This is a genomic window from Lacipirellula sp., from assembly GCF_965279485.1.
In the GTDB taxonomy this organism is placed as follows: Bacteria; Planctomycetota; Planctomycetia; order Pirellulales; family Lacipirellulaceae; genus Lacipirellula.
Map to the genome: position 1 here is coordinate 842,082 of NZ_CBDIIC010000002.1, position 21,405 is coordinate 863,486.

General features: G+C 62.3%; 16 protein-coding genes. 9 read left to right on the forward strand and 7 right to left on the reverse strand.

Translation table 11 applies throughout. The features are described from left to right. Window positions 1-125 precede the first annotated feature (125 nt). Complete coding sequence (locus ACQY7R_RS10990) at window positions 126-1,718, forward strand: amidophosphoribosyltransferase (RefSeq protein WP_428305649.1); 1,593 nt, start codon at window positions 126-128, stop codon at window positions 1,716-1,718. A gap of 108 nt (window positions 1,719-1,826) precedes the next feature. On the opposite strand, the gene trmB is transcribed toward ACQY7R_RS10990, so the two are convergent. The 4 genes from trmB to ACQY7R_RS11010 form a co-directional block, all read right to left on the reverse strand. Continuing rightward, window positions 1,827-2,468: a tRNA (guanosine(46)-N7)-methyltransferase TrmB gene (trmB, locus tag ACQY7R_RS10995; RefSeq protein ID WP_428305650.1), complete on the reverse strand. Its 642-nt coding sequence runs from the start codon at window positions 2,466-2,468 to the stop codon at window positions 1,827-1,829. 96 nt (window positions 2,469-2,564) lie between these two features. Further along, window positions 2,565-3,083, reverse strand: coding sequence for a 3-hydroxyacyl-ACP dehydratase FabZ family protein (locus tag ACQY7R_RS11000; protein ID WP_428305651.1), 519 nt, complete (start codon window positions 3,081-3,083; stop codon window positions 2,565-2,567). A 132-nt stretch (window positions 3,084-3,215) separates the two neighbouring features. Further along, on the reverse strand, window positions 3,216-3,314 hold the full coding sequence (locus tag ACQY7R_RS11005) for a 50S ribosomal protein bL37 (protein ID WP_369299135.1): 99 nt from the start codon (window positions 3,312-3,314) through the stop codon (window positions 3,216-3,218). Window positions 3,315-3,475: 161 nt separating this feature from the next. Then, the gene (locus ACQY7R_RS11010; protein ID WP_428305652.1) at window positions 3,476-4,444 is read right to left on the reverse strand and encodes a hypothetical protein; all 969 of its coding nucleotides are present in this window, start codon (window positions 4,442-4,444) and stop codon (window positions 3,476-3,478) included. 535 nt (window positions 4,445-4,979) lie between these two features. Here ACQY7R_RS11010 and ACQY7R_RS11015 point away from each other — a divergent pair. Next, a complete protein-coding gene (locus ACQY7R_RS11015; protein WP_428305653.1) occupies window positions 4,980-6,368 on the forward strand; it encodes a BBP7 family outer membrane beta-barrel protein in 1,389 nt (462 codons plus the stop codon). A 200-nt stretch (window positions 6,369-6,568) separates the two neighbouring features. On the opposite strand, the gene ACQY7R_RS11020 is transcribed toward ACQY7R_RS11015, so the two are convergent. After that, window positions 6,569-6,757 (reverse strand): hypothetical protein, encoded by a 189-nt coding sequence (locus ACQY7R_RS11020; protein ID WP_152100102.1) that lies wholly within the window; start codon window positions 6,755-6,757, stop codon window positions 6,569-6,571. Window positions 6,758-7,664: 907 nt separating this feature from the next. On the opposite strand from ACQY7R_RS11020, the gene ACQY7R_RS11025 reads away from it, so the two are divergent. From ACQY7R_RS11025 to ACQY7R_RS11045, 5 genes are all read left to right on the forward strand, one after another. Continuing rightward, complete coding sequence (locus ACQY7R_RS11025; protein WP_428305654.1) at window positions 7,665-11,177, forward strand: aminotransferase class I/II-fold pyridoxal phosphate-dependent enzyme; 3,513 nt, start codon at window positions 7,665-7,667, stop codon at window positions 11,175-11,177. A 266-nt stretch (window positions 11,178-11,443) separates the two neighbouring features. Beyond that, a complete protein-coding gene (locus ACQY7R_RS11030) occupies window positions 11,444-11,716 on the forward strand; it encodes a WXG100 family type VII secretion target (protein ID WP_152100103.1) in 273 nt (90 codons plus the stop codon). A gap of 103 nt (window positions 11,717-11,819) precedes the next feature. Further along, window positions 11,820-12,437: a hypothetical protein gene (locus tag ACQY7R_RS11035; protein WP_428305655.1), complete on the forward strand. Its 618-nt coding sequence runs from the start codon at window positions 11,820-11,822 to the stop codon at window positions 12,435-12,437. Beyond that, window positions 12,437-12,661, forward strand: a complete 225-nt coding sequence (locus tag ACQY7R_RS11040) for a hypothetical protein (RefSeq protein ID WP_428305656.1) — start codon at window positions 12,437-12,439, stop codon at window positions 12,659-12,661. The genes ACQY7R_RS11035 and ACQY7R_RS11040 overlap by 1 nt, the downstream gene beginning before the upstream one ends. A gap of 73 nt (window positions 12,662-12,734) precedes the next feature. After that, window positions 12,735-16,673 (forward strand): FtsK/SpoIIIE domain-containing protein, encoded by a 3,939-nt coding sequence (locus ACQY7R_RS11045; RefSeq protein WP_428305657.1) that lies wholly within the window; start codon window positions 12,735-12,737, stop codon window positions 16,671-16,673. Between the two features lie 45 nt (window positions 16,674-16,718). On the opposite strand, the gene ACQY7R_RS11050 is transcribed toward ACQY7R_RS11045, so the two are convergent. Beyond that, the gene (locus ACQY7R_RS11050) at window positions 16,719-17,240 is read right to left on the reverse strand and encodes a GNAT family N-acetyltransferase (RefSeq protein WP_428305658.1); all 522 of its coding nucleotides are present in this window, start codon (window positions 17,238-17,240) and stop codon (window positions 16,719-16,721) included. A gap of 498 nt (window positions 17,241-17,738) precedes the next feature. Here ACQY7R_RS11050 and ACQY7R_RS11055 point away from each other — a divergent pair, with 498 nt between their 5' ends. Continuing rightward, window positions 17,739-18,788, forward strand: coding sequence for a DUF1254 domain-containing protein (locus ACQY7R_RS11055; protein WP_428305659.1), 1,050 nt, complete (start codon window positions 17,739-17,741; stop codon window positions 18,786-18,788). Between the two features lie 171 nt (window positions 18,789-18,959). Here ACQY7R_RS11055 and ACQY7R_RS11060 read toward each other — a convergent pair whose 3' ends face one another. Next, window positions 18,960-19,517, reverse strand: a complete 558-nt coding sequence (locus tag ACQY7R_RS11060) for a hypothetical protein (RefSeq protein WP_428305660.1) — start codon at window positions 19,515-19,517, stop codon at window positions 18,960-18,962. 195 nt (window positions 19,518-19,712) lie between these two features. On the opposite strand from ACQY7R_RS11060, the gene ACQY7R_RS11065 reads away from it, so the two are divergent. Next, window positions 19,713-21,089: a carbohydrate porin gene (locus tag ACQY7R_RS11065; protein WP_428305661.1), complete on the forward strand. Its 1,377-nt coding sequence runs from the start codon at window positions 19,713-19,715 to the stop codon at window positions 21,087-21,089. Window positions 21,090-21,405 lie beyond the last annotated feature (316 nt).

Sequence of the window (21,405 nt, forward strand, 5' to 3'; positions counted from 1 at the left end):
AGTGCGGCAGGCCGGGCGTTGAGGGAATGGTATGCCGCGCGTAGAATAGGTGTTCCGCGGGGGTGAACCTCGCGACTCGCTTTCCCGCCTCGGAACAGAACACCCTCGGGCCCCGCCATTCGCGCATGAGCGATGAACTCCACCACGAATGCGGCGTTGTCGCGGTCTACCACCTCCAGGGCGAGGAAATCAGCCCTCTGTGCCCCTCGCAAGGCCCCGACGAAGTGTCGCGGCTCATGCCGCGAATGCTGCTGGATGTGCAAAACCGCGGCCAGCTCTCGACGGGGATGACCTCGTACAATCCGAACCGCGACCAGTTGCTGAAGACCTACCGCAAGCTGGGAACGGTGAGCGAGGCGTTCCGCCTGAATCACAAGGCGAAGGCTGAGAGCATTCAGAAGAGCCTGACCGGCCGCGCGGCGATCGGCCACGTTCGTTACGCCACCTGCGGCGAAGACGACGTGAGCTACGCCCAGCCGTTCGAGCGGCACCATCTGCAGAAGCGGAAGTGGTTCAGCTTCGCGTTCAACGGGCAGCTGTCGAATTACGCCGCCTTGCGCGACAAGCTGCTGGCTGAAGATGATCACCACCTCACTCGCGAGAGTGACACCGAGATCATCATGCACGAGATCAGCCGCGAGATGTCGGGCGACCGCAAGCCGTCGCTGATCGAAATCATGCGGTCCGTTTCAGAGCGATTTGACGGCGCCTACAGCTTGGCGCTCCTGAACGCCAAGGGCGAGATGCTAATCGCCCGCGACCCGCTCGGCGTCAAACCGATGTGCTACGCCATCGAAGGACCGCTGCTCGCCGCGGCGAGTGAGAGCGTTGCGCTCTTGAACCTGGGCTTTCAACCCGAATCGATCCGCTCGCTCGAAGCGGGCGAAGCGATCACGGTGATCGACAACAAGATTTCGATCGAGCGATTCGTCGAGAAGAAGCGGACGGCCCACTGCTTCTTCGAGTGGATTTACTTCGCCAACGTCGCCAGCACGATGGACGACCGCAGCGTCTACCTGTCGCGAACGGCATTGGGCGAGGAACTCGCCCGCATGGAAACAATTCCGCCGGGCGACGACCTGGTCGTGGTGCCGGTGCCAGACACCAGCAAAGCGGCGGCCGACTCGATGGCCTATTCGCTGGGCGTGCCGAGCGTCGAAGGCCTCATCCGCAATCGGTACGCGGGCCGCACGTTCATCGAAGGGGGAGCAGGTCGCGTCGCTAAAGCGGCGGCGAAGTACACGCCGCTTCCCGAGGTCTTGTCAGGCAAGCGCGTGCTGCTCGTCGAAGATTCGATCGTCCGCAGTACGACGATGCGGGTGCTGCTCGACCGCATTCGCGAGGTCGGCGGCGCCAAGGAAATTCACGTCCGCGTCGCCTGTCCGCCGATCATCGCCCCATGTTTTTACGGCATCGACATGTCGCGGATCAGCGAGCTGTTCGCACCGCGATTCCTCGAAAAGAATCTGCCCAGCGAAGAGATGTTCGCGATGATGGCGGCAGAACTGGGCGCCGATTCGCTCCGCTATCTGCCTGTTGAGTCGATTTCGCGAGCTGTCGGCAAACCCCCGGAGCAGCTCTGCCGGGCCTGCATCACAGGCGATTACCCGACGCCGTGGGGGCAGAAGCTGTATCAGGTGGCGCTCGACAACTACCAAACGCACGCCGACCTGGCCGCCGAGCGGACCTACGAAGCGGCCGCAACGACTGCCGGTTAGCGCACCCTAGCCCCTGGCTCCGCCAGGGGGTCGCTACCCATTCTGGCACGCGTCGCCCAACGCTACGCCACGTCACCCCCGGGCGGAGCCCGGGGCTAGGAGAAGACACTACTGCTTCACGAACTCGGACCGATAGACCGGCTCGCCATGCAGCCGCGTGCGGCGTTCGAAGTGCGTGCGGAAATCGAGGTCGTGCTCGGCCTCGCGTTCGGGAACTTCCAGCGGCCCAACGAGCGGCGTCACTTGGGCGATCAGCTCCAACGCTGCATCATAGTAATCCTTCACATCGGTCCAGAAGTGCAGCTTGCCGCCCGGCTGCAGCGTCCGGACGACGTCTTCAAGAAACGATTCGTTCATCACGCGCCGCTTGTGATGCCGGGCCTTCCACCAGGGATCGGGGAAGTAAACGTGAACGGCGGCGAGAGACGCGTCGGGCACTTGCTCGCGAAACATCTTCAACCCGTCGCCATGAACCGCGATGGCGTTCGTAATGTCGCGTTTCGCGAGGCGGTGCCCGATGAATTTGGCGTACTTGTAGGCGACTTCCACCCCGATGAAATTCCGCTCGGGCGTTCCCATGGCAGCGTTTTGCAAGAACAAGCCCTTGCCGCTGCCGAGTTCGATCTCAAGTGGCGCCTCGCGGCCGAAAATCGCCACCGGATCCCACGGCGCGGGCAGCGTCTCGACCTTGTAGAAGTGCCGCGACAGGTCGAGCGTTTGATCGATTTTTGGAAGAGCTCTTCGGCCCATCGTTGCTCCCACTCTGCGTCTCCGCGCCTCTGCGAGAGACTTCAAATACAAATTTTCACGCAGAGGCGCGGAGACGCAGAGCGAATGCAGCCGTTATTACTTTGCGGCCGGGCTATAGTCGAAGATATCCGGCGGCAGGGCGATGCCGGTCAGTTCGCCTTCGCAGACGAGCGTCGTGCCGACGAATTCCTGGAACTTGCAGACGACCATCCGTCCACGGCGAAACTTGGTCACCTGGATCGCAACCATCAACCGATCGCCGGGGCGCACCACGCCGCGAAACTTCACTTTGTCGAGCCCACCGAAGCCGACCACCTCGACGCCCGAGAGGTCGTTCTTCTGCACATGGAACGACAGCACCTGCGCCGCCGCTTCGCACATGATCACGCCCGGCAGCAGCGGGTACGCCGGCATGTGGCCGCTCACCCAGAACTCTTGGTCCGTGAGGTCGCGGTAACCGACGCAGATTTTGCGCTCAACGTCGTCGAGGACGATCGCCGTGAGCTGCTCCATCGCGAAGCGTTGCGGAATGTACTGCCGAATCTCATCGAGGTCGGCGACGATTCTGCTGAAGTCGATCTCTGCCGGATCGACGATCAGTTCTTGAGCCGGCACGACGGTCGCTCCTTGCCAGTTCTTTGGGAACGTATTCTTGTGCGCCCAGCAAGTCCGCGATTCGTGCGGACGGCGGCGATTTCACCCCGAGCTAGAGGGCTCGAAATACAGCACTCAGCAAGCAGCCGCGAACTAGGTCTTCACCTGCTGGCGACGGTTCTTGCGAGGGCGGCTGCAAGCGGGACGCTTGCCATGATTGGCTTTCTTCACCTTACGACCTGGCTTGGCCATCGAACTAACTCCCAAACATACGGTGTGAGCTTGCACGGACAGCCCACACGGCGCCGGCGAAAGCTCGCCATTCTAGCACTGAAGTGGCGAGCCGAAAAGGCAGTATCGTCCGCCGGGCCCCGACGGCTTGAATGGCCGAGAAAACCCGTCTCGAACGATGGCTACTGCCTCAGATCCCAGGCTTCCAGCCATTCGATGCTCACCGGCTGCATGTCGAAGTCCTTTTCCAGTTGGTCATCCATCTCCGCCAGGTGCCCGGCGCCGTAGAAAATAGCCAATTTTTGATCGCCGGCATCGAGCCGTTCGCGGAGGACTTCCAACGCTCGCTTATTCCGTTCGGTGATGAGGGTCGACCCTTCCGGGCCGGAAAAGCCCATCATCAGGGACTCCATTCCCTCAAACTGCTTGGCGAGAGCGATTTTTAGCTGCCGGGCCCGGTCGGTGGCGAACATGGCTGACATGATGTCGACGTCGGGGTTCGACCCGCCGGCCGCTGCTTGGCTCTGCTGGGCCATCGAGGCGCCCAGGAGCTTGAAGTACATCTCGACGAAGCCTTCGTCCTTGGCGGCCATCGACTCCATAAACTGGTCGGGCGACAAGTCGGCGTGGACCATGTTGTCTTGGGTGTAGTCGACCTGCTCGAGTTGGTGCTCGACCTCAAGCACCGACTTCATGCCGTTTTGCAGGGCGCCCAGGGGGTGGGCGTTCGAGGTGCCGCGGCCACGCGGGACTTTCGTCCCCTCCGGGGCGACTAGCTCGTAAAGCACCGAGTCATACCCTTTGAATCGCCGGTTAATGTCGCGGTAGTACCGCTTGTCGCCGATGTGGACGGCGCCGACGAGATCGACGTACTCCCGGTACTTATCCGGCGATTTCCCGGCGACGAAATCGTCCTTCTTCACGTAGCGGACGATCGCGGTTTCCAGGGCGACTGGTTCGCCTTGCTTGTCATTAAGCAGGCGGACCCACTTTTCGCCGGGCGCGTCCGCCTTTTCGGCGGCGTCCGTAGCCGAGGCGGCGGCCGGTTCGGCGTGGCTTGGAGCAGCGTCGCAACCCAAGGCTGCTAGCGGGGCCAACAGCCACGCCCAAACCGTCTTTCGCCGCAAGAAATCGAGGGGGTGCTTTGTCATATAGAGAGGTCTTCGCAATCGGCAACGTCCCCTTGGCGGCAAAGCGCTCCAAGTGGGATGCATGTTGCGAAAGTATATCCCCGCGGAAATAGGCGTACAAACGAACCGCGCACTCGCCGCCTGCCGCCTTCGCGGAACCGATCACCCTGACCGGTCGTGAAGCTAGGAAAGGGAGGGGGGTTTGCAACTCATGCTCGACGCTCGGTTCGCCATTCTTGCGGGCGCGCCGAGTGAATTTGTCACGCATTTCGTCGCCGTGTGAAGACCGTCGGCGGCCCCCTCTTCGGCCGCGAAACCGCCGTTTTCCCGAGGGTTTTACGGTTCTCGGGTGCGCGGCGCCTCTGCCGCCGCTAGCACTTCGGGCCGGATTACCGTCATTTTCGTCAGACTTTACCAGTCTTACTCAACCGGAGAATCAGGCGAATCCGATACTACCGGCACAGAGACATCGCGCCGGCTGCACAATGGCAGCGCCGCCGCCAACCGGACAGCGTCGTTCACCGAGCGACGCTCCCACGAGGGGAAGTTCCATACCATGACTGTACGAAAGCTAACTCGCTGGCTCGCTGCTTGTTTACTGGTCGCCGCTGGCGCTGATCGCGCTGCTGCCCAGGCCACGGACGCCTGGTGCGAAGACTGCTGCGAGCACGATATGCAGTGGTTCGCTCCGGTCGACTTCGACTTCGATTGCGAACCGATCCAACGTGGTTGCGGTTATGGTTTCAGCTATGACCGCCTGGTCTGGGCGATGACTGGCGAACGGAACCGTATCGGCACAGCTGGAACGAGCAACGGCTCGCTGGCGCCATGGCGTCAATTCCTGACGGGCCGGTTCCTCGCGGACGGCACCGCCACTCCCGTCGTCATCCCACCGCCGGATTTACTCGGCGGTCTCGATTCGGCTCCGCCCAACGCGGTATTCGACTGGGGTCACCGGTACAACTTCAGCTACTACAATGGCGACGAGGCGTGGAATATCAACGTCCTCGACGGTCCGACCTTCGCCAACCAGCAGCTTTACGGTTCGGAGACGCAGGACACGATCTATGGTTCGACGATGATCGTATTCGACGATCCGCAGAACCTAATGGTCGGCTGGATTGACGTTGTGGGGCCGCTCGGCGGCGCCTACCAACCAGATGGCATCGCCGACGACATCGACGGCGACGGTCAGTTTGGCCCTGACGGATACGATCTCGACTCTCCAGGCCGCGAGCCAGACAGCATCCTCTTAGATGACCAACGCGGCGACTTCGACGATTTGGTGACGTTGCCGGTGAGCTTCCGGTTCCTCGGCGTGCGTCAGGCGACTCAGACTCGCGGCATCGAACTGATGCGGACCCATCGTCTGAGCAACTTGCACAAGATGACCAAGGACCAGAACAACACTGTGGAAATCGGCGCCGGCATTCGCTACTTCCGGATGCGAGACGACTTCGACGTCGCCGGCAGCGGCGGTACGATGGGCTTGAGCTTCTGGGATACTCGGGTCACGAACAACCTCCTCGGTCCGCAGATCTCGGCTCAGTGGAACCACCAAAACAAGCGGTGGAACCTGGGCGTCGGCGGCCGGTTCATGTTCGCCTACAACATGCAGGACTTCGAGCAGAATACGGCTCTCGGTCGGGACTTGGTCCCCGGTCAGTACAACCGTCCGCTCTACATGGTCACGACGGTCACCGACCACGGCAAGCAGGAGAACGACTTCTCGCCGACTGCCGAAATCCGTGCCGACTTGAACTATCAACTCACCCGGGCAATCGCCTTGCGAATCGGCTACACCGCGATGTTCATCGACAACGTGAGCCGGGCAGCGAGCCAAGTTCGGTACGAGTTGCCGCGGATGGGTTTCATCGACGACCAAGCAGGCAAGCAGAACGTGTTCATGAACGGCGCCAACTTCGGCTTCGACGTGAACTTCTAAGCGACGCCTGACGAGAATCGAAACTTTCAACAGCCTCGACCTAGCTTAGGTCGGGGCTGTTTTCGTTTGCAGAAGCAGGCCGCGGCAAAGTTGTTAGCGCCAGCAGCGCATGAAAAAAGCGATCGCAGCCTAGACTGCGATCGCTTGGTGTCTTGTCACTCGGCGACTAGATCGCCGATCGTTCTGCCGTCGAGAGCGGACTAGGCTTCGACGCGCTCGCCGTGAAGCTGGCGAAGCTCTTCAAGCTCCGACATCAGCCGGTGACGCAGCGGGCTCGTTGGCCGGAGTTCTTCCAGCAACGCCTCAGCCTTTTCAAAGCTCACCTCGGTGAAAATTCCGCTCTTAAACAGCTTGGTCCAGCTACGCGAGACTTCACTTTCGGTTAACAAGGGATAGCTCCTTAAAAGGCAACTTCGGGGGCCGGCAACAGCATTCGACGCTCCTTGTCATTATGCTTCGGAGCGGCAAAAACGGCAAGTCGCAGGCGCGGTGCTTCGCGCAAAATGTGCGTCATTCTTCGCGGCCAACACTACTGCGAGTGACAGCGCACCATGGAGAAGCCACCTCAAACTCTTCCCGTCCCGCAATCTTGAACTACAAGATACGCATCCCATCGCAAACGGGCCATTTGGCCGCGGGCGGTAGCCCGCGGCTAAATGGGCGTTGTGGATTGGGACGCCGATTGCGGGGCAGGGACGATGCGAATCGTCACTCAGCTGGGTTCCCGGGACCGCCCCGCCGTGCGACTTCGGGGGTTGTGCGGGTGGCTCCGTCCAGCAAAACGGCGCCGATTCCCGAAACTTCTCCGGCTCTGCTGGCAGCGCCCGGCAGAGAAACAAAGTCAAAGCAAATACGCTGGTTAGCAGGGTTGCCGCGATTTGCCCGGGGTTCCGGAGGGTGGTAGGCTCGATGGTTAGACCTTCCCTCGCGCCCACCTGACCCCAAAAATAGCTCTCCAAGGGGGTGAACGGTCGATGTCAGCCAAATACAATAACTCCCGACCACGTTGGGCCCCTGGAACGGGCTCACGACTGTACCGAGCGCTGCAGGATGTGACCGCTCGGTTGTTTGGCCCCGCCTCTCCTCGTTTGGTTTTGGCCCCGGTTCCCACCGGTCGCCGAGTGCCAGCAGAGCGAGGGCGCGGCTAGTACCAGAATATCTTGAGCGGGGCTGCTACCTCCCCGATCGCGGCGACTAAGGGTTCTGCAAACCCCGCCACGACCGCCCGCCTACGAGCCCTGCGTTTCCGCGGTTTCGCGCTGATGGTTGGCGCCACCCGCTAGGAGTTAGTTAGAAGTGCACACGGATCAACTTCCTGGATCGTTCTTCGGCCCATCGACGCTGGTTGAGTTGCTGCGCCACCGCGCGCTCCACCAAGGAGACGACCTCGGCTATCGGTTCTTGCTCGACGGCGAAAAGTCGACGCTCGAATGGACCTACGCCGACGTCGACCGCAAAGCCCGCGCCATCGCCGCCTCTCTGCAGGCGATGGACATGCAGGGCGAACGGGCGCTGCTGCTCTATCCGTCCGGCCTCGACTTCGTCGCCGCCTTTTTCGGCTGCCTCTACGCAGGCGTGATTGCCGTCCCGGCCTACCCGCCGCGTCGCAACCGAAACATGGCCCGCATCGACGCGATTGCCAACGATGCGGAAGCGAAGATCGCACTCACCACGTTCGAAGTGCTCGAACGGGTGCAAACGATGATCGCCGACACCCCCGCGCTACAGCGGATTCGTTGGCGCGCTACCGATCAATGGGATGACGAGCTCGCCGACCAATGGCGTCGCCCCGACGTCCATGGCGATACGCTCGCCTTCCTCCAATACACGTCTGGTTCGACCGGCACGCCGAAGGGGGTGATGCTCACCCATTCGAACCTGATGCACAACTCGGCCATGATCACCTACGCCTTCGAGCACTCGCGCTCGGGCAGCGGCTGTTTCTGGCTCCCTCTATATCACGACATGGGGCTCATCGGCGGCATTTTGCAGCCGCTCTACATGGGCCGCCTCAATACGCTGCTGTCGCCGACGCACTTCCTGCAACGGCCGGTTCGCTGGCTGCAGGCGATTTCGCAGTCGGGGTCGACGATCAGCGGCGGGCCGAACTTTGCCTACGACCTGTGCGCCGAGAAGGTGACCGCCGAGCAGAAGCGCACACTTGATCTCAGCCGCTGGTCGCTCGCCTTCAACGGCGCCGAACCGGTACGGGCCGAGACGATCGAGCGGTTCAGCAACGCCTTCGCCGAATGCGGCTTCCGTCGCGAAGCGTTCTACCCATGCTATGGGTTGGCCGAAGCGACGCTGATCGTCGCCGGCGGCTACAAGCAGTCGGAACCGGTGGTCCAGTCGTTCGACCTGCATGCCCTTGAGAAGCACGAAGTCGTCCCGGCCCCGACCGGCGCCGAGCATGCCCGCGAGCTCGTCGGCAGCGGCGGCAACCTGCTCGACCAGAACATCGTCATCGCCGATCCCGATACGTTTGAACCCTGCACGGCCAACCAGGTCGGCGAAATCTGGGTCTCCGGCCCCAGCGTCGCGCAAGGTTATTGGCGCCGCGAAGACGCCACGCACGAAACGTTCCAAGCCCGCCTGCGTGACGGTCGCGGGCCGTTCCTTCGCACGGGCGACCTCGGCTTCCTCCACAAGGGCGAGCTGTTCGTCACCGGGCGTTTGAAGGACCTGATCATTATCCACGGGGTAAACTACTACCCGCAGGATATTGAGCAATCGATCGGCGTCGCTCACGAGAAGGTGAAGCTCGGCGTCGCCGCGGCATTTGCCGTGGGCGATCAGGGCGCCGAGCGGTTGGTCGTTGTGCAAGAGACCGAGCGCGGTCGCAACCTCGACTTCGAAGAGATCATCACCGCGATCCGCAAGCGCATCGCCGGAGACTTTGAGCTTCCCGTTGCAGCAGTCGTCCTGCTGAAGACCGGCAGCATCCCGAAGACCTCCAGCGGCAAGATTCAGCGTCACGCCTGCCAGGCGGGTTACCTCGCCGGCACCCTAGCCGCGGTCGCCACTTGGTCGGCCGAGACGGGCCAGGTCGAAGTGATCAAGTCGGTCCGCCGTCGCGATAGCGACGAAGGCGACGACGAATCGGACGGCCTGGAAGTCGCCGCCGACCTGCCGCAGAAGCCAGCCCCAGCACCGGCCGCGATCAACGGCTTCGCCGCTCACAAGCCGGCGCCAGTTAAAGTCGCTGCTCCCGCTGGCGCTGACCCGCGCCTCACCGGCAACCGTCCGCAAATCATCGAAGTCGTCTACGCCAAGGTTCGCGAAATCGGCCGCGAGCGCGTCGGCGCCCTCGACTGGGACACGAACATCGTCGAGCTCGGCCTCGATTCGCTCGAGCGGATGGAAATCGTCGCCTCGCTGGAAGAAGCGTTCGGCGGCCGCTTCCCGGATTCGGTCCTGCCGTCGATGGAAACCTGCGGCGAGGTCGTCGAAGCGATCGAGCAGTTCATGGGCGGCGAACTCAAGGTTCGCACCGGCGCACCGGCGGCGTACGAAGTCGCCGAGGAAGATTACCAATTCGCCAAGTGTGCCGAGTACCTCCGCCTGCAGGAGAACTTCAAGCTCACCACACAGCATGGCATGTCGAATCCCTTCTTCACGGTGCATGAAGGGATCATGAATGATCGCACGATCATCAACGGGCAGGAGTACATCAACTTCTGCAGCTACAACTACATCGGCATGTCGGGCGACCCCGTGGTCGTCAACGCGACCCGCGACGCTGTAGCTCGGTACGGCACCAGCGTCTCGGCCAGCCGGTTGGTTTCGGGCGAGAAGCCGCTCCACGGCGCGCTCGAACGCGGCATCGCCGACTTCATCGGGACCGAAGCGGCGATTGTGCTCGTCGGCGGTCACTCGACGAACGAGACGGTCATCGGCCACTTGTTCGGCCCGGGCGACCTCATCCTGCACGACTCGCTGTCGCATAACAGCATCATGCAGGGCGCCATCCTGTCGGGCGCCCGTCGTCGGCCGTTCCCGCACAACGACTGGCGTGCTCTGGAAAAGATCCTCGGTGAGATTCGCCACGAGTATCGCCGCGTGCTGATCGTCGTCGAAGGCGTCTACAGCATGGACGGCGATTACCCGGATCTGCCGCAATTCGTTGAAATCAAAAAGCGTCATAAGGCTTACCTGATGGTCGACGAGGCCCACTCGCTCGGCACGATGGGTCTGCACGGCCGCGGCATGTCGGAGCACTTCGGCATCAACCCGCGCGAAGTCGACCTGTGGATGGGCACGCTCAGCAAGTCGCTCGGTAGCTGCGGCGGGTACATCGCCGCTCAGAAGGAAATCGTCGAGTACCTCAAGTACACGGCGCCTGGCTTCGTCTACAGCGTCGGCCTGTCCCCGGCGAATGCAGCCGCGGCATTGGCGTCGCTGAACCTGCTGCAAGAGGAACCAGAGCGGGTCGCCCGCTTGGCTGAGAATTCGCGGCTCTTCCTCCGCCTGTCGAAAGACGCCGGCCTGAACACCGGCGGCAGCAACAACACGGCGGTCGTGCCAGTGATCACGGGCAACTCGGAACACGCGCTTGTGCTGTCGCAACTGCTGCGGAGCCGCGGGATCAACGTGCAGCCGATTCTGTACCCGGCCGTGGAAGAGCGGGCCGCCCGGCTGCGGTTCTTTATTACGAGCAACCACACGCCGGAGCAAATCCACTACACGGTGCGGGCCGTTGCCGAGGAACTCGACTCGATCGATCCTTCCTACCGTGGCGCCGATCGCCCGTTGCCGGAGCTTTTGGAGACGCCGTTCGATTCCCGGACGGCCGCCTTGCCGCCACGGTAACGCAGCCCTTGGCTGAACCATTAATCTGACGTTGCCTTAGCCCCCGGTCATTCGACCGGGGGCTAAGCGTTTCGTGCCGCTACAACCGGTACAACCCGCTCGATCGGGCCCAGCGTCCGGCGTCGCTCCCCGAACTGGCCGTTGCGCAGGCGTTTTCTTTACCCTCTAATTGAAGGGGGTTAGAATCAAACTTACGGGCGGTGCGACGTTCGTTTTCTTGCCTCCAGCCGTCGCCGCGGAACACGCCCGGAGAAAGAGGCCTCATCATGTCGCAGGCAGTCGTCGACCCGGCGGAGCTTCGCCGCTTCGCCCATCAGCTCAAGCTCTTCAACGCGGAACTCGAAGAGCGGATGACCACGCTCGCAGGTCAACTTCACGCCTTGAACGTCACCTGGCGCGACCAGGAGCAGAAGAAGTTCAGCGAAGAGTTCGAACAGCACATGAAGCTGATCAGCCGCTCGATCGAAGCCACCAACGAATACGCGCCGTTCTTGCTGCGCAAGGCAGAGCGGATCGAAGAGTATCTGACGCAGCGATAGAGCCAATGCTGAACGACGAATGCGGAAGAAGGAAGGCTGCTCGCCATTCCCACCCGCATCGCACCCTTTAGCATTCCGCATTCATCCTTCAGCATTCCTATCAATGTCTTCCCCCGCCCAAGTCCGATCGACTGCAGCCATCGAGGCCTTTCGCCTCGCATTGGTCAAGTTTCAGGAACGGGTGCAGAATGCGATCGATTCGCTCGACGGGGAACTCCATCGTGCATCGAACTGGGTGGAACACGATCGCCCCTCCCATTGGAAAAGCCAAACCCATCTCGCCGAGGATGCGGTGCATCAAGCCAAACTTGACCTCGAACGCTGCCTGTTGATGACCGTCGCCGGCGAGCGGCCGACCTGCCGCGAGCAAAAGGCTGCACTCGTGGCCGCGAAGGCGCATCGCGCTTACTGCCAGGAGAAATGCGAGGCCGTCAAACGGTGGCAGCGTAGCTTTCGGCACGAGCAATTCGAATACGATGGCCGAATTGGGCAGCTGCGCCGCATGATGGAATTGGACGTCCCGAAAGCGCAAGCACTGCTGAAGACAATCGTCCGGCGGCTTGATGAATATCAGATTGAACGTCCGCCGGAGGCGCAGACGCCGGCTGAGCCGGTGGCGGCGCCGGTTTCGAATGCGGCGCCGGTTAGCGCTGCACCGCGACCGGCGGTCGCGGCTTTGCCGACCGACGACACGGCATTGAACACGGAGGACGAAACCTGATGCGTCCCGCCGACCTGCATACTAACGCCGCCTATATTCGCGACGCCTTCGAAGACCTGCAGAAGGCTTGGATGGATGTCTCGGAGCAGTGGAACGACGGCGTCAGTCGCGCTTTTTGCGAAAATCACTTGGAACCTTTGGGCCCGACCGTCAAACTGGCCCTCGACTCGATGCAGCGGATGGGGGTGATGGTCGCCCACATGCACAATGAGTGTGAACAGTGAGTCCAGGAGCCAGGGAGATTGTTGACCACGCTTCATTTCCACTTTCCCCTTTCCCATTCCCACGTTTAAGCCTTTGACGACGCCACGCCTTTCCACCCGCCGCGAGCTCGAGCTGATGCAGCAACTGCAGCAGGTCGCTGACAAACGCGCGGGCGAGGAGCGCATCCTAGCGGCCGCAATCAGTGCGGAACTCGAAACGGCCGAAAAGGAATTCGAGCAGACGGCGCGAAAGCTGAACGAATCGTACTCGGCAAAGTCGCGCGTCCTCGAAGAGGAATATGCGACCGTTAGCCAAGCGGCGATCGTTGCTCACGACGAAGCGATCCGGCAGGCGGAGACTCGGCACAAAACGGCGCTCAAGAGCAATGACGACCGCCGCAATGCGAACCTCGCCGCGGCGGACCATCATGCCCAGGAGTTGGAGTGGCAAGCGAACACCGTGTTCGAAGCCCATAAAGGGCAACCGCTGCAGCTAGTTGAAGAGACGACGAAGCGTCTGCAATCGCGGCGGCGCATCGCCGAAGGGTTGCAACGCGATGCCAACACGCTGCTTGAATTGCGTGATCAAACGCAAGCGGCCGCTGCGTTCGACTGGCGCGCCGATCCCGCAACGGAGTTGTCGACGGCCGAGACTCCCGCAGCGGCAACGGCCGACGATCGGTTGCAACAGACGCTCAACTTACTCAAACAAGCGGTCCTCGACCTACAGGATCAGAAGCTCCCCTCACTCTTCATCGAAGGGAAACGCTGGCTCGGTTGGCTCGGCGGAGCGGCAGCGCTCGGCGCCATTTTTGGAACTGTCGCCGGAGCTCTAGCGGGCCTCGGCTGGATCATCGGCCTAGTTTCCGGATTGGCACTAGGCTCGATCGGCGGCGGCGCCCTCGTGGCGGTCGCCGTGCCGCGCGGGCGGAGGCGTTCGCTGCAACAGTTCGGCCGGATCCAACGGCTGCTTGAACAATGCCAGCAGTTGGAGCAGACCACGCTCGCCGAGGCGAAAGCCCACAGCGAGCGTCTCACGCAAGAAAACGTTCGACGACGCGAGCGCGACGTCACGCACGCTCGCAATGAACTCGCGACGAAGCAAGCGGAGTATCAAGCAGCGCATGCTACGGAACTCGCTCGCGTCGAGGCGGAAGTCGCCTCCGCGATCGCCGAGATCTCAGCAAAACGCGACGCGGCGCTGTCGGCCGCCGAAGCCAAGTACCCGCCGCTCATCGAACAGGCCGTTGCCGGACGCGCGCAAGAGGAGCGCGCGAACGCCGAACGCTTTGATGCTCGTCGCGCTGCGGCGCATGCGAAGCAATCGTCAGCTTGGCAGCAGATGGCCGATGCGTGGCACACTGGCTTCCGCGAGGTCTCCGATGAACTCGCCGCGATGCAGACCCGCTGCCGTGAGTTGTTCCCCGATTGGTCGACGACCGATCTCGCCGCGTGGCAACGCCCCACAGAGCCGCCGGAAGCGATTCCCTTCGGCCTTTGCCCGCTGCCGCTGCAGGCGGTGAAGCATGGCGTGCCGGACGATCCGCGACTCGATCCTGGCGTGCGACGGTTGGTGCTGCCGGCGACGATGCCGCTCAAAGAACAACCGCGGATGGTGATCACCGCCGACGGGGCAGGGCGCCGCGCGGCTGCCGAAGTGCTGCAGCTGATGATGCTGCGATTCCTTACGTCAATGCCCGCCGGCAAGCTGCGGTTTACGATCATCGATCCGGCTGGGCTCGGCGAGAACTTCGCCGCGTTCATGCATCTGGCCGACTACGACGAGCAGCTCGTCGCCGCCCGAATCCTCACCGACTACAAGCAGATCGACGAACGGCTTGGGATCATCAGCCAACACATGGAAAAGGTGCTGCAAAAGTACCTCCGCAACGAGTTCGCCACGATCCATGAGTACAACGAAAGCGCCGGCGAAGTCGCCGAGCCGTACCATGTGATCGTCGCCGCCAACTTCCCGCATGGATTCTCCGATGCGGCGGCGCGCAAGCTCGTTTCGATCTCGCAGAGCGGCCCGCGGTGCGGCGCCTTCACGCTCCTGAGTATCGACACGGATGTGAAACTGCCGCATGAGTTTCGGCTGCAGCCGCTCCTCGACGATGCGGTCCACCTGCAGTGGATCGATAAGCGACTCGTCTGGAAGTATCCACTGTTCGAAAAACTGCCGCTTGAGCTCGATCGCATGCCGCAGGCGGAGGAGTTGAACTCGCTCCTTCGCATCGCTGGCGAACAATCGCGCAAGGCGAGCCGCGTCGAGGTGCCGTTCTCGATGGTGGCACCGCCGCCCGACCGGCTGTGGGAGGAAGATAGCTCGCGCGAGCTGGTCGTCCCCATTGGCCGCGCTGGCGCGAAGGAATTGCAGTCGCTGCGGTTTGGCGTCGGCACGTCTCAGCATGCCCTGATCTCCGGCAAGACCGGCTCGGGCAAGTCGACGCTGCTGCACGCTCTCATTACAAACGTGGCGCTTCATTACGCTCCCGATCAGGTTGAGTTGTACCTTGTCGACTTCAAGAAGGGCGTGGAATTCAAGGCGTACGCCAACGGCCGGTTGCCTCACGCGCGCGTGATCGCGATCGAGAGCGAACGGGAGTTTGGCGTCAGCGTGCTCGAACGGCTCGACGCCGAATTGCGCCGTCGCGGCGAGTTGTTCCGTTCGTATGCCGTGCAAGATCTCGGCGGCTTCCGTCGCGCGGCGCCAGAGATTCCGATGCCGCGGACGATGCTGATCGTTGACGAATTCCAGGAACTGTTCGTCGCCGACGATAAACTTGCCCAAGACGCGGCGCTGCTGCTCGATCGCCTCGTACGGCAAGGCCGCGCGTTCGGTATTCATGTGATGCTCGGTTCGCAAACGCTGGCCGGCGCCTACTCGCTCGCCCGCAGCACGCTCGGTCAGATGGCCGTCCGCATCGCGCTCGAATGCAGCGAAGCCGACGCCCATCTCATCCTCAGCGATGAAAACACGGCCGCCCGTCTGCTCAATCGCCCGGGCGAGGCGATCTACAACGACCAAAACGGCCTCGTCGCCGGCAACCATCCGTTCCAAGTCGTGTGGCTCCCCGATCCGCAGCGGCAGGCCTACCTCGCCGCACTGTTGGCGCAACCGACGCCGCGGATGCCGACCGAAGAACCGACGATCGTGTTCGAAGGAAACATTCCCGCGAACCCGTTCGACAATCCCGACATGATCGCGGCGATCACCCGTCCCGAGCGGACGACGCATCTCGAGCCGACGCTGTGGCTCGGCTCGGCAGTGCGCATTGAACCCTCAACGCATCTCGTTCTACGCCGGCAAGGTGGTCACAATCTCATCGTCATCGGCCAGGACGAAGAGATGGCCGCGGGCGTGTTGGCGAACATCGTCATTGCGCTCGCCGCGCAGCATGGCGAGGCAGGCGCTCGGTTCACCATCCTCGACGGCACGCGGCCCGAGTCGCACGTCCCCGGCATGTGGGGCAACGTCGCCGCCGCGGTCGGCGACGCGGTCGAAGTCGTTCCGCCGCGCGGCGCGGCCGCCGCGATCCACGCCCTCGCCGACGAAGTAAAACGTCGCGGCGAATCGCCTGAAGAACGCTACCCGTCGCTCTATCTCATCATCTACGACGTCGCCCAAATCCGCGATCTGCGCCAGACCGAGGACGATTTTAGTTTCTCGTTCGGCAAAGATAAAAACGCCCCGCCGGCGCCCGATCGACGGTTCCGCGAGATCCTCAAAGAGGGTCCTGTCGTCGGCGTGCATGTGCTCCTGTGGTGCGAATCGTACAACTCGCTCACTCGTGCGGTCGATCGGCTGTCGCTCCGCGAGGTGGAGTTCCGCGTCGCGATGCAAATGAGCGGCGCCGACTCGACGAGCCTTATCGACTCGCCGGCGGCGACGCTACTGGGCGAGAACCGGGCGCTGCTCTATCGCGACGATATCGGCACGCAAACCAAGTTCCGCCCCTACGGCCCGCCGGCGAAGGAATGGCTCGCCTGGATCGCCGAACAAACAAAGCCGCGATCGGTGATCGCGGAATAAACTTCGCCAAGCAGCCGCGGGTCAACGACCCGCTGGAGCGGCGCACTACGCATTGACGACTAAGTGAAATCGTTGTCCGCCGGGTTCGGCAGCGCTACCATCCGCAACAAATCCAACTTTCTCCAAAACTCGCACGGATCCAGGATTCGCCCACTCCGTCTCTGCGACCAACCGACTAACTTCGGCATGCGCGGCAGCCCACGCGGCGATGCCATTCACCATCTCCGTCGCGAACCCGCGACGTTGAAACTCCGGCAGCACGGAGTAGCCGATCTGCACGGTTCCCTCTGCTGGAGGACCAAGGAATCCACAGCTGCCGACGAGCGTCGGTTGAGACTCGTCTGCCGCTAACTCCAGTCCATACCAGCCGAACCAACCGACCTGCTCAGGCGCCGCTTCGAGCCAGCTCAAGAATAGCGGAAGGGCGTCGGCCAGCGTCTCAGGCGGCCAGGACGCTGGCACTCTCGCCGACAGGAGCCGTGCAAATTCACTCTGATCGTAGAGTTCCGCTCGCGCCAGTTCGACCGTTGCCGGTCGTAAGACGAGCCGGTTCGTGATTATTTCCAAAGCGTATCACCGTATAAAACTTTTGGGAGTCGATGCCGAAGCGAGTCCTAGGCTTCGTGTCGCTTGATGTCGTGTTTTGCATTTTTGGCGACACTAAGCGCAAGTTGTTTTCGTCGCTCGCGTTGCGATGTCGCAAATAGGCGACACGCTTCAGGTCGGGGCGACATGAATGTCATTTGAACCTTGCTTCTGATCGTTGCCATCTCACGAACCGCGCGATGTGTGGCGCGTTCACTCGGCGCGTAGCATGTCCGCGGATAGGTGCAGCCTAGCAGAGTAGGCGAGGGGAAGCAGGCGCCGATTTTCGGCCACCCTCATGTTGGGGGAAGGGCTTCGCTGGTGGGACATGGCAGTGCACGAGGGGCGGCATCTAACGGCGTGGAAACTCACCCCCGGGCGGAGCCCGGGGCTAGGAAGCGGCACTCAGGGTATAATCGGCGGCGGGCGGCTGCAGGCCTCCGTAAACGTGTACTTCTCTCATGCTTGCAAGGTATTGCGATGAACTCTTCTGTGATTCGGTGTTTGGCGATGCTCGCCGTTGTGGTCGTTGCGTTACCGGCTCGTGCACAAGATGCGGCGGCCGCGAAGGAGACGCCGATTCGGGTGACGGTCGATAACTTTCCGCAAGCGGAGTCAGACCTTTACTTCTCGCGGTTTGTGAAGGATGGCGGGTTTGGCAAGTTTCATCACGAGCGAGAAGTGGCGGCGATCGATCATCAGACGGTCGTGCGGCTCAATCGCGATACGCTCTATTCGTTCGGCGTCTTCGACCTTGCTGCGGGTCCGGTGACTGTGACGTTACCGAAGGTCGGCAAGCGGTACATGGCGCTGCAGGTAATCAACGAGGATCATTACGCTCCCGACGTGTACTACGCGCCAGGGGCATTTACGATTTCGCAGGAGTCGGCCGGGACGCGGTACGTGGCGTTGGCGGTGCGGACGTTCGTCGATCCGAACAGTCCGGCCGACGTGGCCGAGGTTCACAAGCTGCAAGACGCGATCAAGATTGAGCACAAGGCGCCGGGCGAGTTTAAAGTCGCCAAGTGGGATGCGACGTCGCAAGATAAAGTCCGGGCGGCGCTCATCAACCTCGCCGCGGCGAACGGCGGGCTCGACTCGCGGCGGATGTTCGGGCGGAAGAATCAGGTCGATCCGATCCAGCACCTCATCGGCACTGCGGCCGGCTGGGGCGGCAACCCGGCGACGGCGGCGATGTACGACGGCGTCGAGCCGGCGCAGAACGACGGCAAGACGGTTTATCGCCTCACCGTGAAGGACGTGCCGGTCGACGGGTTTTGGTCGATCAGCGTCTACAACGCCGACGGCTACTTTGTGAAGAACGCCGCGAACGCCTACTCGCTCAACAGCGTCACGGCGAAGCCGAGTGCGGATGGGTCGTACGTGATCCAGTTCGGCGGGTGCGACGGGAAGACGCCGAATTGCTTGCCGATCGTGCCGGGGTGGAATTACACGGTGCGGATGTATCGGCCGCGGGCGGAGATTCTCGATGGGAAGTGGACGTTTCCGGCGGCTGAGCCGGTGCAGTAAGAAAGTTGTTCTGACGGGCTCCGATGTAGGGTGGGTGCTCGCACCCACCTTGCTCAGCATGAAGCGCTTCGCCTCTGTGATCTGATCAAAACGGCTCGCACAGCGACCGTGCCAAGTTGATTGCGAGGCGTCCTGCGCTTGAAGCGTTGAAGGTGGGTGCAAGCACCCACCCTACTTGTGCCAGATCGACTCGGGCGTCGTCGCGCCTTCGAGCGCGCGGGCGATGAGGGCGGTGCGCTCGAGGGCTGCGCGGAGGGGGGCGGACCAGGGGCCTGTTTGGGCGCGCTGCCAGGCGGCGCGGGCCATCTCGATGGCCGGGTCGTCGCCGTCGGCGAGCGGGTCGGCCGGGAGCCGATCGTAGTACGCGCGGAACATTGTCGTCGACGCGAAGAACTCGCGGAGGCCATGCTGGTCGGCGAGCGCCGCTTGCAGGCGGAGGCAAGCGTGTTCGTGGACACGTTTGGCCGGATTGAAATTGTCGAGCCCCCAGTCGGGCAAGCTCAAACAGTCAGACCCTTCGCACAGCGCGTGGCAGGTCTCGTGCAAAATCATCTGCGCGAGCGAGTCGTCGGGATCGAGCGTCTCGGGCGTGCCGATCGCGAGCACGCCGGCGCCATTCCACGACGCATTTACTTCAGCGCTGCGCACGATTTGGATCCCAATTTGCGCGGCGGCGTGGGTCCAAACAAGGTCGAGCGGGTCGGCGTAGGTTTTGGTGATCTTTCGCACTGGATTGCGTTCGTTCCCTGGAGTGGCGGCAGCAGTATGAAGTGTAAATGCTGCGGCGGGGCCACGACAGCCGGCCCCGCTGCAACCGTTACCACCCCTCCCGTCAGCAAAAGCGCCAGAATGCTCATCCGGCCAGCGGTTCGCGACGATCGAGCCTGTTGGAGAAATCGTCTTCGATCCACTGGAGTACAGGCGGTGTCGATCTTTCGTAAGCGTGCCGTGGGCGGATGGTGTGCGGCGCTGAGCCTGGCGATCGGCCCGGCCGGGCGCGCGGACGAAGTCGCGGCCACATCCGCCGCTGCCGAGGTTTCGGCGATCAGCCGTTCGTGGGCGAGCGAGAACGCCAGCCTCGTCGACTATCGCGAATCTGCGCCGTCGCCGTACGCGCTCTGCTCGCAGGGCGGCGGTTCGTCTCTCATGGAAGAGATGGAAGCCGCGATGAAGCGGATGGCGGATTCGGGGGTCGTGTACCACATTATCACGCCGCAGTTTTACCAGGGCGTCGCCGACGGCGGGCGCGACCGCGGCTTCGAGTATGGCGGCAAGGTCGATCAGTATCTCGTCATCGACGGCGGTAAGCTGCTCGGCGTCGAAGGTTTCGGCGTGACGACGCACGTCGAAACGCGGTACGGACAAGACGTGAACGCCGAAGCGGTCGGCATGGCGCCGGTGAACGTCGCGATGCTCTACCCGAACGCCGGCGAGCATGACACGGCGATCACCGGCCTCACGCTTACGCAGTACCTCTCGGAAGATTGGCAAGTCTCGGCGGGCAAGGTGAACGCGCTCGATATGTTCTACGCCCTCTACCCGCAGACGGGCCGCGGCGTGAACGGGTTCATGAACGCGAGCGCGATCATTCCGCTCGGCGTCGGGCGAGTGGTGCCGCTGTCGTTCATGGGCGCCGGTATTACGAAGTTCGTCGACGGCCGGCCGACGTTCGCGGTGATGGCGTTCGACAATCAAGACGTCACGACCACGAGCGGCTTCGACGACATGTTCGACAACGGCGCCAACATCATGGCGACGTACCGTTACTACACCATGTTCGGCGGGCTGCCTGGTTCGCACATGGCGGGCGGCATTTGGGCCACGGGCGAGTACGTCTCGTACGATCCGCTCAGCTTCGTCATTATCCCGGGGCAGGGCGTCGGCGCCGTGAAGCAACATGGCGCCTACTCGCTCATTTACATCGGCGAGCAAACGTTGTGGACCGACGGAGCGAAGGATGGCCGCAACGTCGGCTTCCTGACGCAGTGGTGCCTCGCGGAAGAAGAGACGAGCCCGTTCGCGTGGACGTGCAACGCAGCGATTCAAACGAAGGGGCTGAGTCGGTCGCGGCCGAACGACGCGATCGGCGTCGGCTATTTCCATACAGGGTTGAGCAACGATTTTGTGAACAGCCTCAGCCCGGTGTTTGATTTGCGCGACGTCGACGGCGTTGAGATTTACTACAACATGTCGCTGGCGCCTTGTTTTAATGTGACGACTGATTTGCAAGTCATTGAGCCGGCGGAAACGCAGTACGACACGGCGGTTGTCGCGGGCTTGCGGGCCGTGCTGCAGCTGTAATTGTGGCTTCTGATGTTGCGCGGCGGCGATGTTTGTTGTTTGCAGCGAGTTCTGTCGCAAATCGGGATTTTGTCGTGGGCGGCATTTTGTCGCGGATGCGATTTTTGGCGACAGAATTCGTAAGTTGCTTTGGCTCCTGTGGTTGTGAATTGTTGGTTGGCGACAGAGTTCTTTTTGTCGCGTCATGGTTGGTGCTCGTGAGGCTGCGATTCTCGTTTTGAGCCGCGTCGGCTGGTGATGGGTCGAGTGCTGCGACCTAGTTGCGATTCCCCTCGGTGCCACGTTGTCGCGCTAGCGTCGACATGCTGAACTCTTG

Coding starts and splice junctions, on each gene's coding strand:
- ACQY7R_RS11035 (WP_428305655.1), top strand. CDS start 11,820: ATGTCTTCCCCCGCCCAAGTCCGATCGACTGCAGCCATCGAGGCCTTT.
- ACQY7R_RS11040 (WP_428305656.1), top strand. CDS start 12,437: ATGCGTCCCGCCGACCTGCATACTAACGCCGCCTATATTCGCGACGCC.
- ACQY7R_RS11005 (WP_369299135.1), bottom strand. CDS start 3,314: ATGGCCAAGCCAGGTCGTAAGGTGAAGAAAGCCAATCATGGCAAGCGT.
- ACQY7R_RS11030 (WP_152100103.1), top strand. CDS start 11,444: ATGTCGCAGGCAGTCGTCGACCCGGCGGAGCTTCGCCGCTTCGCCCAT.
- ACQY7R_RS11055 (WP_428305659.1), top strand. CDS start 17,739: ATGAACTCTTCTGTGATTCGGTGTTTGGCGATGCTCGCCGTTGTGGTC.
- ACQY7R_RS10990 (WP_428305649.1), top strand. CDS start 126: ATGAGCGATGAACTCCACCACGAATGCGGCGTTGTCGCGGTCTACCAC.
- trmB (WP_428305650.1), bottom strand. CDS start 2,468: ATGGGCCGAAGAGCTCTTCCAAAAATCGATCAAACGCTCGACCTGTCG.
- ACQY7R_RS11015 (WP_428305653.1), top strand. CDS start 4,980: ATGACTGTACGAAAGCTAACTCGCTGGCTCGCTGCTTGTTTACTGGTC.
- ACQY7R_RS11010 (WP_428305652.1), bottom strand. CDS start 4,444: ATGACAAAGCACCCCCTCGATTTCTTGCGGCGAAAGACGGTTTGGGCG.